The organism is Moorena sp. (assembly GCF_982860115.1).
The window spans coordinates 1-16,939 of sequence record NZ_CEYLVT010000158.1; the positions used below are offsets into that span (position 1 = coordinate 1).

Annotated in this window: 15 protein-coding genes; 7 read left to right on the forward strand and 8 right to left on the reverse strand. The window is 43.9% G+C overall.

The features are described from left to right. The first annotated feature begins 152 nt into the window (after positions 1 to 152). Together AC4II3_RS22755 and AC4II3_RS22760 are read left to right on the forward strand one after the other, a co-directional pair. The gene (locus tag AC4II3_RS22755; protein ID WP_488016517.1) at positions 153 to 1,109 is read left to right on the forward strand and encodes a cation diffusion facilitator family transporter; all 957 of its coding nucleotides are present in this window, start codon (positions 153 to 155) and stop codon (positions 1,107 to 1,109) included. A 91-nt stretch (positions 1,110 to 1,200) separates the two neighbouring features. Further along, complete coding sequence (locus AC4II3_RS22760; protein WP_488029679.1) at positions 1,201 to 1,350, forward strand: hypothetical protein; 150 nt, start codon at positions 1,201 to 1,203, stop codon at positions 1,348 to 1,350. On the opposite strand, the gene AC4II3_RS22765 is transcribed toward AC4II3_RS22760, so the two are convergent. Both AC4II3_RS22765 and fumC read right to left on the reverse strand, forming a co-directional pair. Next, on the reverse strand, positions 1,335 to 1,655 hold the full coding sequence (locus AC4II3_RS22765) for a hypothetical protein (protein ID WP_488014836.1): 321 nt from the start codon (positions 1,653 to 1,655) through the stop codon (positions 1,335 to 1,337). The genes AC4II3_RS22760 and AC4II3_RS22765 overlap by 16 nt on opposite strands. A 216-nt stretch (positions 1,656 to 1,871) precedes the next feature. After that, complete coding sequence (gene fumC / locus AC4II3_RS22770) at positions 1,872 to 3,266, reverse strand: class II fumarate hydratase (RefSeq protein WP_488014840.1); 1,395 nt, start codon at positions 3,264 to 3,266, stop codon at positions 1,872 to 1,874. A 463-nt stretch (positions 3,267 to 3,729) separates the two neighbouring features. Between fumC and queD the strand changes: the two genes are divergently transcribed. Next, positions 3,730 to 4,113: a 6-carboxytetrahydropterin synthase QueD gene (queD, locus tag AC4II3_RS22775; protein ID WP_287313965.1), complete on the forward strand. Its 384-nt coding sequence runs from the start codon at positions 3,730 to 3,732 to the stop codon at positions 4,111 to 4,113. Between the two features lie 56 nt (positions 4,114 to 4,169). On the opposite strand, the gene AC4II3_RS22780 is transcribed toward queD, so the two are convergent. From AC4II3_RS22780 to AC4II3_RS22795, 4 genes are all read right to left on the reverse strand, one after another. Beyond that, positions 4,170 to 4,862, reverse strand: a complete 693-nt coding sequence (locus AC4II3_RS22780) for a CPBP family intramembrane glutamic endopeptidase (RefSeq protein WP_488014834.1) — start codon at positions 4,860 to 4,862, stop codon at positions 4,170 to 4,172. Between the two features lie 100 nt (positions 4,863 to 4,962). Continuing rightward, complete coding sequence (locus tag AC4II3_RS22785) at positions 4,963 to 6,783, reverse strand: mechanosensitive ion channel family protein (protein WP_488014832.1); 1,821 nt, start codon at positions 6,781 to 6,783, stop codon at positions 4,963 to 4,965. Positions 6,784 to 7,262: 479 nt separating this feature from the next. Further along, on the reverse strand, positions 7,263 to 7,982 hold the full coding sequence (locus AC4II3_RS22790; RefSeq protein WP_488014830.1) for a glutathione S-transferase family protein: 720 nt from the start codon (positions 7,980 to 7,982) through the stop codon (positions 7,263 to 7,265). A 38-nt stretch (positions 7,983 to 8,020) separates the two neighbouring features. Then, entirely contained in the window at positions 8,021 to 8,638 is a 618-nt protein-coding gene (locus tag AC4II3_RS22795) for an NAD(P)H-dependent oxidoreductase (protein WP_488014828.1), read from the reverse strand. A gap of 184 nt (positions 8,639 to 8,822) precedes the next feature. On the opposite strand from AC4II3_RS22795, the gene AC4II3_RS22800 reads away from it, so the two are divergent. Both AC4II3_RS22800 and AC4II3_RS22805 read left to right on the forward strand, forming a co-directional pair. Beyond that, positions 8,823 to 9,215, forward strand: a complete 393-nt coding sequence (locus AC4II3_RS22800; protein ID WP_488014838.1) for a winged helix-turn-helix transcriptional regulator — start codon at positions 8,823 to 8,825, stop codon at positions 9,213 to 9,215. A gap of 131 nt (positions 9,216 to 9,346) precedes the next feature. Further along, positions 9,347 to 9,907, forward strand: a complete 561-nt coding sequence (locus AC4II3_RS22805; protein ID WP_488014826.1) for a GNAT family N-acetyltransferase — start codon at positions 9,347 to 9,349, stop codon at positions 9,905 to 9,907. Positions 9,908 to 9,939: 32 nt separating this feature from the next. Here AC4II3_RS22805 and AC4II3_RS22810 read toward each other — a convergent pair whose 3' ends face one another. Both AC4II3_RS22810 and AC4II3_RS22815 read right to left on the reverse strand, forming a co-directional pair. Beyond that, positions 9,940 to 10,197 carry a hypothetical protein gene (locus tag AC4II3_RS22810; RefSeq protein WP_488014824.1) on the reverse strand — a complete coding sequence of 86 codons (258 nt, stop codon included), beginning with the start codon at positions 10,195 to 10,197 and terminating at the stop codon, positions 9,940 to 9,942. A gap of 503 nt (positions 10,198 to 10,700) precedes the next feature. Next, positions 10,701 to 11,285 carry a thioredoxin family protein gene (locus tag AC4II3_RS22815; RefSeq protein WP_488015903.1) on the reverse strand — a complete coding sequence of 195 codons (585 nt, stop codon included), beginning with the start codon at positions 11,283 to 11,285 and terminating at the stop codon, positions 10,701 to 10,703. A gap of 160 nt (positions 11,286 to 11,445) precedes the next feature. Here AC4II3_RS22815 and AC4II3_RS22820 point away from each other — a divergent pair, with 160 nt between their 5' ends. After that, positions 11,446 to 11,658 carry a hypothetical protein gene (locus AC4II3_RS22820; protein ID WP_488015905.1) on the forward strand — a complete coding sequence of 71 codons (213 nt, stop codon included), beginning with the start codon at positions 11,446 to 11,448 and terminating at the stop codon, positions 11,656 to 11,658. Positions 11,659 to 11,928: 270 nt separating this feature from the next. Continuing rightward, entirely contained in the window at positions 11,929 to 16,857 is a 4,929-nt protein-coding gene (locus AC4II3_RS22825) for a WD40 domain-containing protein (protein ID WP_488015907.1), read from the forward strand. Positions 16,858 to 16,939 lie beyond the last annotated feature (82 nt).

Consider the following 16,939-nt stretch of genomic DNA (forward strand, 5'->3'; position numbering starts at 1 on the left):
CCACACCCCACACCCCACACCCCACACCCCACTCCCAACTCCCCAAAACCATTGAGAACTCCCATAAAATGGCATAATTGCCTGATGCCTCAATAAATAATAGGGTAATCCAAGATAATGTGAAGGTAATCGACATCTGTTACCTTCAGGCCATGACCGAAGGACCAAACCGCGATCAGACTAGTCGTCTGGTATTATTCATTACCCTCTGGCTCAGCTTGTTTGTTTTATCAGTCAAGGTGTCAGCAGCTTGGGCTACCCAATCGCTCAGTCTGATGGGGGAATCTCTGTTCACCCTATTAATTTGCTTTAATACCCTTGTCAATTTGCTGATGATCACTACCTATGACAATCCGCCAGATCTGTCAGTCTATGGTCATGGTAAACGGGAAACGGTGATTACCTTTGTGCTAATTGCCTTTTTCGGCTTTGCTGGGGGAAATTTGTGCCTACTGTCCTCTCAGCAGTTACTAACCCTGATTCAGGGAGGAACCTTAACTATTCCTGTCCGGCTCAGTTTACCCTTAGCACAGCTGTTGGGAGCCGTGTTAGCCATGAGCCTTGGTTGGTCTTGCCTGATGATTTACCAAGCTAAAGTGGTAAGGAGTCCTACCCTACGGTTTCAGGCCGCTCAAATGCTCCAGGATGTGGGCTTAACTATACTAGTACTCGGTGGGCTTTGGGGGGTTTCCCGAGGTTTCCTATGGCTCGATCCACTGCTGAGTAGTTTCCTTGTGCTTTTTGCCGGGAACAATTGTTGGAAAGTTATCAACTGGCAATTGCCCCTGCTAGTCAAACAAACTCCCATTGATCCAGAAGCGATCGCTCACATAGCCCATCAAGTTGGAGGTGTCACTCGCTGTGATCAAATTCAGTGCCGGGGTGTTGTAGGACGCTTCATGTATGTTGAAATGCATTTGGTCGTGCATCCAGAGTTCTCAGGAGTCATTTCCCTGATTGCTGAACGGATTCAGGGGGGAATTCAAGAACGCTACGGACCCGTACAAGCTATTTTCCACATCGATGATGACTTAACAGCATCCATAAGATGGAATGGCTCGAACCGTAACCAACAAATCAACGGTAAAGATGAAGGAGATGGGGAGTAGGGAATCGGGAGTCGGGAGTAGGGTGTAGGGAGTAGGGTGTAGGGTGTAGGCGTTACTCTGGTCAAGGTTTCGGGAGCTAAAATCACGACTTGTGTACCACTACCGATTTTTTGCCTATTGCCTATTGCCTATTGCCTTCCCCTCCTGGGAGGGGTTAGGGGTGGGTTGCCTATTGCCTATTGCCTATTGCCTCTTGCCTCTTGCCTATTCCCCATTCCCCATTCCCTATTCCCTAGAATAAACTAATCTACTATAATAGTTAATTGCCCAAAAATTAATACTTAAGCAGACAGCTGCTAAAAAAAACAGAATGTAGGTGGGAGCCATCACCACTCCAATCATCAACCAACTATACACATGGAATAGCATTACCAAAGCTGGGATGCACGCCACTAAAGCAGCTTTCCGCACCTGAACTTGGGGATAACCAATCACAGTGAAAATGATAGTTTGCAAGGTCAGCAGCAAATTAGCAGGAACTAAAATGGCACAGATGGCTACACAATGGTTACGGGAGAAATCAAATAGGATATTAAAATCAAACATTGTAAAATTGCTAAGATTATCCTTATCAGTTTAAACTTAAAGGTTTCTTAGAATTGCTCAATATAGCATTTACAAGGCAAGAGGCAAGAGGCAAGAGGCAAGAGGCAAAGGTGCGCTTGACCCATTAAAAATTAAATTCGCCACGGGTCGCACCGCTCCCGACTCCCGATTCCCGACTCCCGATTCCCTACTCCCGATTCCCTACTCCCTAATAAGCTAATCAAAGGGATAGGCCATCCGATAGGGATCAACAATTTGGTCAAACTCAATAGCAGAAACATAGCCTAATTCTAGGCAAGCTGCTTTCAGGGTAAGGTTCTTCTCAGAAGCATGGTGGGCCACTTCTGCGGCTTTGTCGTAACCGATGATTGGACTCAAAGCGGTGACTAGCATCAGGGACTGTTCCAGGAAATACTGGATTTTCTCTCGATTCGGTTCTAGTCCCTTCAGCAGGAAGTCAGTGAAATTATTGCAGCTGTCAGCAAGTAGATGGACAGATTGGAGCAAGTTGAACACAATCATCGGCTTAAAGGTATTCAACTCAAAGTGCCCCTGAGCACCAGCAAATGCGATCGCACTATCGTAGCCCATCACCTGAGTAGCTGCCATAGTCATCGCTTCGCACTGGGTCGGATTAACTTTCCCTGGCATAATCGAAGACCCTGGCTCATTGGATGGCAGCTTCAGTTCTCCAAATCCGCACCGTGGTCCACACCCTAGGAAACGGATATCATTAGCAATCTTCAATAACGAGCACGCTAGGGTTTTCAGGGCACCGCTAGCCATAACCATGTCATCATGAGCTGCTAGAGCCGCAAACTTGTTAGGAGCAGACACAAAGGGCAAGCCGGTCAACTTAGCAATATGCTCAGCAGCCTTTTCAGCAAACCCCTTGCCAGCATTTAACCCAGTCCCGACCGCCGTTCCACCAATCGCCAACTCGTATAAGCCAGGAAGCACAGAGTCTATCCGTGCTAAATTAGCATCTAGCTGGGCAACGTAACCGGAAAACTCTTGACCCAAGGTTAACGGTACAGCATCTTGAAGGTGAGTGCGCCCAATTTTTGCTATATTATCCCATGCTTTCGCCTTCTCCTCTAGAGCATCCCGCATTTTCCTTACCTTGGGCATCAGTCGCTCATGAAAGGCTACCGCTGACGCGATGTGCATAGCTGTGGGAAAGGTATCATTAGAAGATTGGGACATATTGACGTGGTCATTGGGATGAATGGGTTTTTTGCTACCCATCACCCCCCCAGCTAGTTCAATAGCACGATTAGCAATCACCTCGTTGACGTTCATGTTGCACTGGGTACCACTACCAGTCATCCAAACACGGAGAGGGAAGTTACCGTCTAGCTGGCCAACGATAACCTCTGTTGCTGCTTCAATGATTAACTTAGCTTTATCCTCTGGTAGTTTACCCAGTTCAGAGTTAGTCAGAGCAGCCGCTTTTTTCAGAATAGCCATGGCTGTTATGACTTCCCCAGGGATAAAGTCTTGTCCAATCGAGAAATATTTTAGCGATCGCTGAGTTTGAGCGCCCCAATACCGATTAGCAGGAACTTCGATTTCCCCCATGCTATCGGTTTCTATTCGCATCTTAGTCATCGGTGATATCAACTCCCCTTGGTTCCTTGTCTTGATGCAGTCGCTCATGGGGGAAACCCCCGCATGAAGGCGCTGCATCGCTCGTTTATGGTATAGCACAGGGATTAGGGAGTAGGGAGTAGGGAGTCGGTAGTCGGGATGCATCGCTTTTCTCGGACTTCATGCTATGTTTAAACTAGCCATAGATATCAGCAACTTTGGTAACCGTTTATGGCTGTATTAAAACTTGATTATGATTTACCAATCAATGATTAAAATCAATCTTAATTTATCCTAAATTTTTACCATAATCCGCTCTATTTTATCCTTTGCCCTGTTCCCTGTTCTAGTATTTGTCTAGATTACCTCTTATAATTAGGTTAAACTAATTAGGTTAAATTCAATAGAGTTTTTTCTATGAAGTGTAAGATAATTCTAAATTCTAAATTCTAAATTCTAAATTCTAAATTCTAAATTCTAAATGATGGAAGAATGGTTAATTTACAAGGAGTTTCGGTTTGAAGCTGCTCATCGCCTTCCCCATCATGACGGCAAATGTAGTCGGTTACATGGCCATAGCTGGGTGGGGCGAGTATATGTCAAAGGTAATCAACTGATTGAGGAGGGTTCCAAACAGGGGATGATAATGGACTATGGAGATATCAAGACCTATCTCAAGCCTCTGTTGGATAACTTTTTGGATCATTATTACCTCAATGAAACCACCGGCTTGGAGAATCCTAGTAGTGAAGCGATCGCTAAGTGGGTTTTTGAGCGACTTGAGGAAGCCGGTTTACCAGGATTGTATGCCGTTGAAATTCAAGAAACCTGTACCTCTGGTACGCGATACATGAAACCTAAGCCCTGAATGGAAAGCCCTTGAAGTTAACACTCAACACTCAACAGTCAACTTCAAGGAGTTAGCTATCCGAATAGGAGTTGCCAACCGACAAATGCGATCGCTAAATCAGCCAGAATATGACTAACATAACCAGACCAGATGGAACGGTAGGTTAGATAGCACCACGACCATACTGCTCCAGCCATGAACACCCCTAATGAGCCAAGTATGACCACGAGCCAATCCTGGGTATAAAAAGTTAAAGCAATAATATGATGGAGGGTAAACAGCAATGCACAAAGCAATACTGACCCAAGTCCTGGGATTAGAATCTGGCACTTGCTCCATACAAACCAACGCCAGATATACTCTTCCAGGAAGGCATTAATAAAAGTCCAATACATCGCCCCAAGTACATAAATGTATGCACTAGTTATGCCGACTTCTTGGGCTTTAGTGCGAAGATCCGTCTGATCAATCCAGTGCTGACCGAAAAGCCAATAAGCCCCAAGGATGATGCCAAACATCACCAGTCCCAAAATAGTTCCAGTCAACAACTCCTGCCGCTTCGGCCAGGATAAGCGTAACTTGCCACGATCCACCCAGAAAAACCACGCAAGAGGCAGTGCTAGTAACCAGACTTTGCAACATGAGAATACTGCCTGCCCTAATGATCCTGGAGCAATATATAGTGCCATTGCTACACCGATACTCCCAGCAGGAACTAGCAGTAGCAGAGCCAATAGGGGATTTTTACCAGAGTGAGTATTGAGCATTGGAAATTCTCCGTTGCTAACTTTATTGGTTATGCTAGAAGCTTTGCTGGAAACTATCGGTAAGTTCTGTGCCAGTTGTACAAGTTTCCTAAAGGTATAGCTAGGATAACGTCATACCTTTAAACCTTTGTGCCATACTGCCCTCTTCCAACGCCATTGCTTCGCTAATGTATAGTTCCTGCCTCGGCAGTGGGATCACAATTCCCTCTTCTTCAAATCTTTCTTTTATAATTCGGCTGATGTCACAATAGGCTGTCCAATAATCCTCTCTCTTAGTATAGGCCATAAACCAAATGTTAACAGCATATTCAGCCAATTCACCGGTATCAATCCAAGGTCCTGGGTCTTCCAATACTAAAGGATGAGAGTTAGCAATATCCTTAAGAACTTGGATCGCTTCAGTAATACTATTTTGGTAGCTGACCCTTACCGTGATAAACATAGCGCGGACGGGGCTACTGGTTTCATTCTCGATAACGTTACCCCAGACTGAATTGTTCGGCACAATAATAATTTTATTTTGAGAAGTCTTGATGGTGGTGCAAATTAAGTTAACATCCTCAACCTTTCCTCTTACTCCAGCTACTTCAATGATATCCCCCACATCGAAAGGTTTATAGAGTAATATCATTAAGCCATTGGCCAAATTACCGAGGGTACTTTGGAACGCAAACGCTACCACAAAACCAGCAGCTCCAATCATAGCGATCAGTGGGCCAATACTGACCTCTAGGGCAGTAATCCCTACAAGAATACCCACCACAAATAATCCTTGGCGGGTTAGAGTAACCAAGAACTGACCCAGCATAACTGAGATATTTGGGAACATTCCCAAAGATTTCTCGAGGAGTGTACTTAATATCACCGAGAGGATGCTAAAGCCAGCAATGATTCCTATACATTTGCCAATGTTATTCGCCCAGCGCTGACCTCCTTCTTTAGACTGGAGCCAGCCAACAATGGTAATCCAAGTTCCTTGAGTGTCAGTTACATCAACCTTAATCCCACTGATGGCATTGACGTATTTTTGGTACAACTCGACATCACCACCTTTAGTTTCCAGCTCTTCAAGTACCACCTCAAAGCGTTCGCTCAAACCAGCCCGTTCATCCCGCAGTTTGGTGATGTTGACCAGTACTTGCTTTTTAACTTCGGTCTTGGCCTCGACCGCTTCTTCTATCTTTTCTTGAGCTTTGTCTAGTCCCTGTTCAGTCTTTTTCTGCTGTTGTTCATCCGTAACGACTTTGTTGCTAATTGTCCCAATCTGCTCTTGAACCTTACCAACTTCCTCCTCTGAGGTTTTGGCTTTATTTTTATCCTCTTCAGTACTTTCAACTGCTTTATCAATCGCCCCTTGCAAGGTTTTATCCTGCTGGGTCTTTTCTTCTTCTTTTACCGCTTCTTCTACTGACTCCTGAGCTTTTTCGAGAGCTTCCTGTGCTTCTTGTGCAGCGTCTAAAGCTTCAACAGAACCTGATGGTGATGCCTCAGTCTCTATTTTTTCTTTAGTGTCTGTTACTTCCTCAAGAGCCTTTTTGGCCTCTTCTAGGGCATCAACAGCTTCCTTAGATTGCTCAAGCTCTCGATTTTTGCGCTTGACAGCAATTTCCGCATCGCTGAGTTCTTTAACTTTAGTTTTAAGCAAGAACATCCACCCCTCAGCTTCACCATCCAGCTCATCCTTAGTCAAAGGCTTGAGCAATAGCTCTAGCTCCTCAATCGGAATAGTTGGATCTTCAGTCGTAACTGCTTTCTGATTGGGTGAGTTAGTGCTCTGTTGAGCTTGGACAGGTAACCACCATGCCCCAACGATTAAGAGACTGCCAAACAAAATGCTAATTTTCTTTTGTCGATAACGAATCATTGGTTTTTCGTGTTGATAAGACGTTAATGAAGAGGTAACGTGTATAGTTTGGTTCACTGTTAAGTGTTAACCAATGAAGATGCAACCTGTATAGTTTGGTTCACTGTTAAGTGTTAACCGTTGACTGTGAACAGTTGCTCCCCGATTACCCTCCGAAGATCGGCAGGGCTTTAACTATTGCTCGATCTAGACTGAGGGGGGTAGAGCACCAGAGGAGCAGAGGAGCGAAGCTGAATGCTCCCCAACTATTCAGAATTTTGACAGAATTGACCCCTTTATAATTCTCTTTATCTAACCAAGAAATAAAGATATAGTCACTACTTATAGTAAAGTGTTAATAGTAAACTATTAACACTCCAAATGTATATATAGATTTTTATTGGATCAAGATATTTGCTTATTTTTGACCAATATTTTGTGATCAAAAAGTACCCTAAACAAAAATTTTGCCCAATTTTCTATAAACACCGATTAAGCCGAATATTATCACATTTTTCTTTCCCCGAGTGTTAATTTTTGTTTCCATCATCCATGGCTTATGGTTTAACATCACTTTGAAAACGTGCAGAATTAGCAGCTTCTGCCGCAGCCACATCCCCTTTTCCAAAAAAGGCAGGAAAAGGTTTCGGGAGCTCTAGTGCACGTTGAGTTGCAGGTCGGGCATCAATACGGTCAAACCAGCCTTGAAGGTTGTTCAGCCCATCCACTGATACTTTCGCCCAATAATAAGCTCGTGCCCAAGGATAAGTAGCCATATCTACAATAGTGAAGTCAATGCCAAGGATATAACTTTTCCCCTTAAGCTGCTGATCCAAGACTTCCAGCAGCCTGCGTGATTCTGACCCATAACGCTTGATGGCAAATTCATCACGATGCCCTTGAGGTTCTGCAATTCGCTGAAAATACATCGCCTGACCCATCATCGGTCCAATGCCACTCATCTGAAACATCAGCCACTGAAGTGCTTGGGATCGAGCTTTTTCCCCCTCGGGAAGGAACTTTTGATACTTCTCAGCTAGATACCAAAGAATAGCACCCGACTCAAAAACCACAAAATCGTCATTACCACGATCAACGATAGTCGGAATGCGCCCATTGGGATTAAGGGATCTGTACCAGTCTGATTTCTGTTCTTTTTTGGAAAAGTCAATATCGGTCATCTCATAGTCCACTTCTGCTTCTTCAAGAAAGATCAGCGGCTTCCATCCATTCATAGTCGATGCCGTGTAAAGATGAATCTCAGCTTGTTTTGTCATGATTTTTCTTTAGATGAGATATTGACTAAGAGTAAGTTTTAATGAGCTTTGGAGCACGGAGCAGACAAGGGCTCCGCCACTTCCACACCTAAATCATGGGCGGGGTCAAGAAACACCATCTCTAAGTGGTGGATGTACCGGTCTCGGTCAGCCTCAAATTGTGGATTTTTGATGACGTTGTAGCAGGCGAAATGGGGCAATTCCTCGAAGCCACAAAACTCATGACTCTTACGCATGGGCAGCAGCACCTCTTCTAAAGAGCGTCCTTCAAAAAAACTATTCGGATTGTTAAAGACGTCGGCGGGGGCATTCCATGTAGTAGATAGCATAAATTTCTTGCCATTCATCAGGCCACCGGATCCGTATGAGCCATTACTGTGCCCGAAAAACTCACCATAGGCGTAGACATCGTCTATGTAACGCTTCAGGGTTGACGGCATCATGAACCAGTACACTGGGTACTGAAAGATGACCCCATCAGCTTCCTTGAATTTCCCAATCTCCTCTAAAATGTTGTAGCCGTCTTCCACAACAGTGGTAAGGAGCTTGTATTGATCTTTCAATATCTCCACTGCTATCTCGAAAAGACCTTGATTGTAGCGGCCTTTGGCGAACTCCTTAGTCTCTTTGCCCAAAATCAAAAGCAGGGTTTTCATGACTATTACTTTCCCCCAACCAAGTAATGTATACAGTTATTGCTTCATGTATTGCTTCATGGTAAAAATTTAAGTTACTATATTCAACCAGTATACGTTTAGTAACCAGGTATAAAAAATGAGTTCTTTCATGGATATGGAAACAGATAGCAATGCTCCTAGGTCGCCCCTAAGCGAAGGCACCATGCCCATAGGGGCATATGCGAACGACATCGAAACGGATAGCGACATCAAGATCAAAACCGATAGCAAAAGCAGCAAGAACGCCGACCCCTGTCTCAGCCCCTGTCCAATCGAGCGTGGAATGCGGATTTTGGGTGGCAAATGGAAAGGATCTATTCTTTGGCATCTCAAGGATGGCCCAATGCGATTCAACGATCTAGCGCGTCAGATCGGGGGAGCTAGCAAAAAAATGGTGACCCAGCGGCTTAGAGAAATGGAGGATACGGGCTTAGTCAACCGTAACGTCATCAGTACCAAACCCATTGCTGTAGCCTATGAGATCACAGATTTTGGTCGAACAGCCCTGAGATTTTTGGAGGAGCTAAAGAAATGGGCAGAGGAATATAATATCTAATCTTTTAGCAGTTCTCAATTCGGTGAGGTAACCCGCCCTTGGGGTTAATGGGAGTCGGAAGTAGCGATGCATCGCTGTATCGCTTTTTTTATCAATCCTATGTTTACATCTCAAATAAAAAGGAGAGACATTTGAAACGAAGTATTAGAGAATTTGAAGCCAGTGATATAGACTTAATGATCAACTATTTCCTAAATGCTGACCACGAATTTCTTAGGGGAATGGGGGTAGAGCCAAGTAAACTTCCAAATTCGGACAAGTGGCGTCAAATAGTGCTTGAAGATTTTGAACGGCCAGTAGAACACAGAAGATTATACTACGTCATCTGGGAAATAGACAATACTCCTGTTGGGCATTCTAATCTCAACAAAATTATCTATGGTCAAGAAGCCTTCATGCATTTGCACCTTTGGCAACCAGAGAAACGAAGAAGCGGTAATGGCACATATTTTATTAACGAATCAATTTCTTGCTATTTTACTAAATTCCATTTGCAAAACCTGTTTTGTGAGCCTTATGCTCTCAATCCAGCTCCCAATAAAACGTTACCTAAATCTGGGTTTGAGCTTGTCAAAACCTATGAAACCACACCAGGCTTGATCAACTTTAATCAAACAGTACATCGTTGGATACTAACTAAAGAAAAGTGGCTGCCGAAGTCACAGACCATTGCTCCCAATCCCGAAGAATAATCCTGTCTTTGGTAAATTAAAAACGTTGACCATCAACCATTGGCTGCTTCCTGTGCTGCTACCAAAAGATCTGACAAGGCTTGAACTGCCTCGTGATCTGCCTGAGGAGACCAGATCACGGCTTCAGTTGATGCCAACTGATTCAGAAGCACGTTTTCAGAATCACTATCTTCAGCTTCTAGGCTACATCCTTCTTCTTTAGCAACTGCAAGGAGGAGAAAGTGAATTAGTCGAAGTTTATCTTGATGAGATAGTTTACTAACCTTGGGTAAAAGTTCGCTGAGGGACATATTGGTTGTCTCAAATGATAATGCTATTGGTATAATTAAGAATTAATAATTTAGAATTTAGAATTTAGAATTTAGAATTCGGCATTTAGAATTTAGAATTCGGCATTTAGAATTCGGCATTTAGAATTCGGCATTTAGAATTCGGCATTTAGAATTCGGCATTCGGCGTTGCTTAATAATGGAATGATTTTAAGAGTAGGTGCGCGCCTGCCTCCAAGGGCGCGAGCAATCCCTCGCGCCCTTGGGTCGCACCTGTGGAATGGGCATCAGGCGTGGAACTGGCATCTTGCCAGTTTCAATATATTTTCGGGCGGGCAGGATGCCCACTCTACTTCTATTCATTCCTTGATTCAGCAACACCCTGCATTCTCCATTCTAAATTCTTAATTAGACATTCTTATAAATTAGACATTCTTATAAATTCTAAATTCTAAATTCTAAATTCTAAATTATACATTCTAAATTCTAAATTCTAAATTCTTAATTCTAAATTCAACAACATCTCACACACCAAAATAAGCCGGTTCATTCCCCGGCTTCCACTTAATATTGCAACCAATACTAGGCTTTTGCTCAGAATTCACCGGTTGCGACCCTAGCACTGCATCAATAGCTGCTCGTAAATCCTTACCGGTAACTGGTATACCATTACTAGGACGACTATCATCCAATTGACCTCTGTAAACTAGCTCTTGGTTAGCATCGAATAGAAAAAAATCTGGGGTACAAGCAGCTGTATAGGCCTGAGCGGTTTCCTGAGTTTGATCATGACAGAAGGGAAAGGTAAATCCCAGCGCCTGAGCCATTTCCTTAAGTTTATCGGGAGCATCATCCGGGTAATTATCCGCATCATTAGCGCTAATCGCCACCATACCGAGATTAGCATCGGCATAGTCTTTCCCTAGCTTGGCCAATTCTCCCTGTATATGTTTAACGAAAGGACAATGACGGCAAATAAACATGACCAGTAACCCCTGCCTACCCGCAAAGGTCTGTAGGGAAATCGTCTCGCCAGACACTGCATCCGGTAACTGAAACTCTGGTGCTTTGGTACCTAAGGACAACATTGTCGAGTTAACTAGTGCCATGGTTTTACTCCTAAACTATTGCGGTGACAACTGATTTTCTTCTAACCTTGCCTACGATATCAGATCCCATGGCAACGGCTATGATCTGATATCGTAATCCGACCCAGAATCAAACTACCAAAGCACCACACTACCTTGGCCAAAAGGTCACGGGTACGCCTTGAACCAACCTTCAACCAACCAACCTTCAACCAACCAACCTTCAACCAACCAACCTTCAACCAACCAACCAACCTTCAACCAACCTACCTACCTTCAACCAAAAAAACGTGGTATAATAGACCAACTTCCTAGAGGTAGTTGTTTGGAAAAGGTGATCACAAAGCAACGGAAAATTCTGATTCCAACCGTTACCGATGATGAATGGGAATGACTGTTTCAGGTGTTGCAGCAAAGACGAGTAAAAGGTGAAGCTCCCTATCAAACCCTTGTCTTAATACACTGGCCTTTCGGCCAAGCCACGCGAACGCCCTACCCTTGAAAACCACAACAGTTACCCAAGGGAGGGAACCCTAAGGGTTAGCAGTAGTCACTCATGGTAGAAACCCCCCCCATGAACGCGCTCCATGGCTACCAAGGTCAGCAGAGGGGATAGTCAGGGCGTGAATCCGGTTTTGGCAGAAGCACAACAGTTGCAATAAATATGACGCTCCAACCCAAAGATTTCAATGGCAATAACAATGAATCATTAAGAATGCTAGCACGGGCGATCGCATTTTCTCAGGGACAATTTTCTCTGATTTTAGCCCGTTGTAATTATCAATCATTGCGGCAGCGATTAACACAACAACTGACAGAACACTACCAGATTAAGTTTCACTCCAGGGCTTTGGCCTCATCGGCTACAAACCTCTATAGCAATGTTCAAGCGGAACTGACATCAAAACTACCCGATGCCCTTATTGTTCACAATTTGGAATTAGTCAGGGATATTGATCGGCTATTGGTTTCTACCAATAATGCACGGGATGAATTTCGCAAAACCTTCCCCTTCCCCCTGGTGTTATGGGTAACCGATCAGGTCCAGCACAAGCTGAGGCGAGTAGCACCAGATTTCACCAGTTGGGCTGCTACTCCCATTGGCTTTGAGATGGCAACGGATGAGTTAATTGATTTTATCGAGCAAACCGTCAATCAGGTCTATGGCAAAGTATTAAACTCTGGTGCTGGCAGATTTCTAGATAATGATGACTTGAATTTGGGCATTGGTTCGACTCGCCGCACCGAGTTAAAGTCAGCCCAGAATGAGCTAAACCATCGTAAGGTCAGATTAGACCCACCGTTAGAAGCTAGCTTAGAATTTGTCTTGGGTCGTGCCGCTGATGGGTCATCACAAGAGTCTCTAGAACATTATCAGCGTAGTTTAGCCCAATGGCAGCAGATTGAGCCAGAGGCCAGGGCAACTCAGGAAAAACCCCAAACATTCACCTCCTCATCAGAGCGGGTTGGATGCTTACTGTACTATTTAGGATTATGGTGGCGTACCTATGCTGAGAGACATCGGGCTGAACATCAAGTCGCTTGTGGTCATGCCGCAGAGTATTATCAGCAATGTATTAAAGTCTTTGAACAGGCTGAGCGACCGGAGTTAGTTGCCAAGTTTATTAATCCTTGGGCAGAGGTACTGCAACGACTGGGACACTGGGATGACTTGGAAGCAGTTGCTAACACAGCCTTGACTCTCCATCAAACCTATGGTAATCCGTTTAGACTAGCGCGAGCCTATGGCTTTTTAGCAGAAGTCGCCTTATGGAAATCTGATTGGACTAACGCGCAACAGTTAGCCCAACAGGCTCTGTTAATCTTAGAACAGGCATTGTCACAATTCTGTACACCAACCTCATGCTCACTCGATACCGATTGTGATTGGGAGCGCTCATTTCACCAAGGTTGGTATTTATTGTCTCTAGCGCGATCGCATCGTGGGGCCGCGCGATCGCAACAGCAACAGCAGCAAGCTAAAATCCAAGACAGTGTGACAACTCTGGAAACCGCCAAAGCCAGAACCAAACCCCAGTACGATCCAGACCTTTACATTCGGATTTTAGAAGAATTGCGCCAGTGCTACTGGCAACAAGGTAACTATTTGACTGCTTTTCGCGTTAAACAAGAACGACGCTCCATTGAGCAGCAGTACAATTTTCGAGCCTTTATTGGTGCTGGTCGATTGCAGCCGAAACAACAGGTAACTAACCCAGCATTACCGAATCTAGACTACCACAATTCTGTCACCCCAGCCATTGCGGCCTCTGGTAGACAAGGGGATGTCAATCGCTTAATGCAACGTATGGGCCGTAGTGACCATAAACTAACCGTAATTTATGGTCAATCAGGAGTAGGTAAAAGTTCCCTTGTCCAAGCTGGGTTAATTCCCACCTTGAAACAAAAAACGATTGGCTCCCGTGAGGTGTTAACGGTTTTCCAGCAAATTTATACCGATTGGATTCCCGAATTTGGGAAAGCATTAGCCAAGTCTCTGGCCGAAAAACACCTGATTAAGTATCAGGGTAATACTCTAGAAACAACAGCTGCAATTCTCAATACATTATGGAAAATAACAGAAGACAATATCATAGTGGTTTTAGTCTTTGACCAATTTGAAGAATTTTTCTTCGCTGCCAAAGACAGAAAACAACGAATGGTTTTCTATGAATTCATGAGAAGCTGTTTGGATATTCCCTATGTAAAAATTATTTTATCCCTTCGAGAAGATGACCTTCATTATTTGTTAGAGTGTAACCGTCTACTTAACTTAGAGGTCATTAACAACAATATTTTAAATAAAACGATTCTTTACTATCTCGGTAACTTTTCCCCAAAGGAAGCTCAATCAGTTATTCAAAGCTTAACTGCACACACGGCATTTTCTCTAGATTCAACCCTAACCGATGCTTTAGTTAAGGATTTAGCAGGAGATACCAATGAGGTGCTCCCCATTGAGTTGCAAGTGGTAGGAGCTCAGCTCCAAACGGAAAAAATTACCACCTTAGCAGATTATCTAGCCAAAGGTCCTAAGGAAAAACTGGTTGAACGATACCTAGAAACAGCGATTAAAGACTGTGGTGAAGAGAACGAACGAATCACTAAACTGGTTTTGTATTTGCTTACCGATGAAAACGGGATGCGGCCCCTAAAGACTAAGGCTGAATTAGCGGAAGATTTGGACTTAGAAGAGAAGCAACTAGATTTAGTCTTAGAAGTCTTAGTGGGTTCTGGGTTAGTCTTTGAAGTGCCAGAATACCCCGCTGATCGTTATCAGTTAGTTCATGATTATTTAGTATCATTTATTCGCCAAGGACAAGAGCCTCAAATCCTAGCCGAGTTAAAACTGACCAAAGAAGAACTAAAGCAAGCACTCCATCAAGAACAAGAGGAACGAAGACGAGCAGAAATTGCAGAAATTAAAGCCCTGAGTTCTCTATCTCAAGCTCTACTGTCTTCCCACGACCAGTTAGGAGCATTGGTCGCTAGTGTAAAAGCTGGTAAACGATTACTCACCACAGAGGTTACTCCTGAGATTAAACAGCAACAAGTGAATCAGCTTCAGGAAATTATCAATAACTTGCAAGAGTGCAATCGTTTGGAAGGACATGATGCGGGAGTATTTGGTGTTTGTTTAAGTCCTGATGGTAAACTAATTACTTCTGCTAGTGAAGATGGCACCATCAAGATTTGGGGAATTGATGGGAAAGCCTTGGCAAGCTGTCGGGGTCACAACGAGCACGTGTTTAGCATTAACTTTAGTCCCAATGGTGAGATGTTTGCCTCTGCCAGTGCTGATGGCACCATCAAACTCTGGCAACGGGATGGCAAGTTACTGAAAACTCTCAGAGGTCATAAAAACCAAGTTTTCAACATTAGTTTTAGTCCCGATGGTCACACCATTGCTGCTGCTAGTAAAGATGGCACGATCCAGCTCTGGCATCCTAATGGTACTCGGATTAAAACCCTGATCAGGTTTGGTCCTGCTAACTTTGGGATTAGTTTTAGTCCTGATGGTAAATCCCTTGCGATCGCTAGTGAAGATGGCACTATCAAACTCTGGAATTTAGACAGTAGTTGGCCCAAAATTTTCAATCGTCATGCAAGGGGTGTCTTGAGTGTCTGCTTTAGTCCAGATGGTCGGATGCTGGCTTCCGGGAGTTTGGACGGTACCGCTAAACTCTGGAATATAGATGGCAAAGAACTCAACTCCATCGATAATTATGGCTTGCCAGTCTATCGGGTTAGATTTAGTCCCGATGGTCAACTATTAGCACTAGCCAGTAAAGATAATCGCATTCGACTTTATAACCTTGATGGCATTAAGCTCAAGACTTTTCGAGGACACAAAGGCTCCGTGTGTGGGGTAAGTTTCAGCCCCGATGGACGGCTACTGGCTTCTGCTAGTGTAGATAAAACGATCAGACTTTGGAGTCTCAAGGGCATTGGACTCAATACTCAGCAAAGCCATACTGGTAAACTTATCGGCTTTTGTTTTAACTCTACCGGTAAGCAGTATGTTTCAGCTAGTGAAGATAAAACAGTGAAACTATGGAATCTAGACGGCACATTACTGAGAACTTTCTCAGGACATGAAGCTAGTGTCAGGAGTGTCAGTTTTAGTCCTAAGGCAAAACTATTAGCCACTGCTAGTGTGGATGGTATTATTAAAATTTGGCATCTTAATGGAGCCTTACTGCAAACCTTTCCAGCCCATGGTCTGAGTATCAGGAGTCTAAGTTTTAGTCCTGATGGTAAAATCCTGGCCTCTGCGGGTAATGACAGAATCATTAAGCTGTGGGGGATTGATCATAAGTATGGACAGGATAAGGGAGTACTCCTAAATACTCTTAACGGTCATCTTGCTAAAATTCTTACCATTAGATTCACTCAGGATGGTCAGATGCTGGCTTCCGCTGGAGAAGATAAAACCATTAAACGTTGGCATCTCGATGGTAGCTTAATCGATACCATTCCAGCCCATAGTCTAAAAATTGTCTGTTTGAGATTCAGTGGGGATGGTGAAATGATGGCTTCCGCTAGTGCTGATAAAACAGTGAAACTCTGGAGTCTGGATGGTAAACTGATCACTACTTTACAAGGACATCAAGCAGGAGTTAGAGGTGTTGTTTTTAGTCCTGACAGTCAAATTATTGCTTCAGTTAGTGCTGATAGGACGGTAAAACTTTGGACTCGTGATGGTAAGGAATTCAAAACCCTAAAAGGACATCTTGCTCCTGTGTGCAATGCCTGTTTCCTGGCTGATGGTGAAACTTTGGTATCGGTCAGTGAAGATGGTACTGCTAAAATCTGGAATATCGATGGTACAGAAATCAAAACCGTTGGCGGACCGATTAATGACAGTACAGTCCTAGGTGTAAAACCTGGGCAGGGGATAGTTACCAGGGGGAGTCATACAGCTACCTCTGATTTAACCTCTGATTTAAAGGATTTATTAGTGAAGGGGTGCTATTGGATCAGCGACTATTTGAAGCATAATCCCACCTTGAGTGAAAGCGATCGCAAATTGTGTGATGGGATTTTACCAGAAATGTTGAATGGGGAGTATGGAATGGGGAGTAGGGAGTAGGGAATCGGGAGTAGGGAGTATAGCTTTTTTGAGTCTAATCAGGTACACAGGATTTTTGGCGTTTGAATAGGAGTAGAGTGGG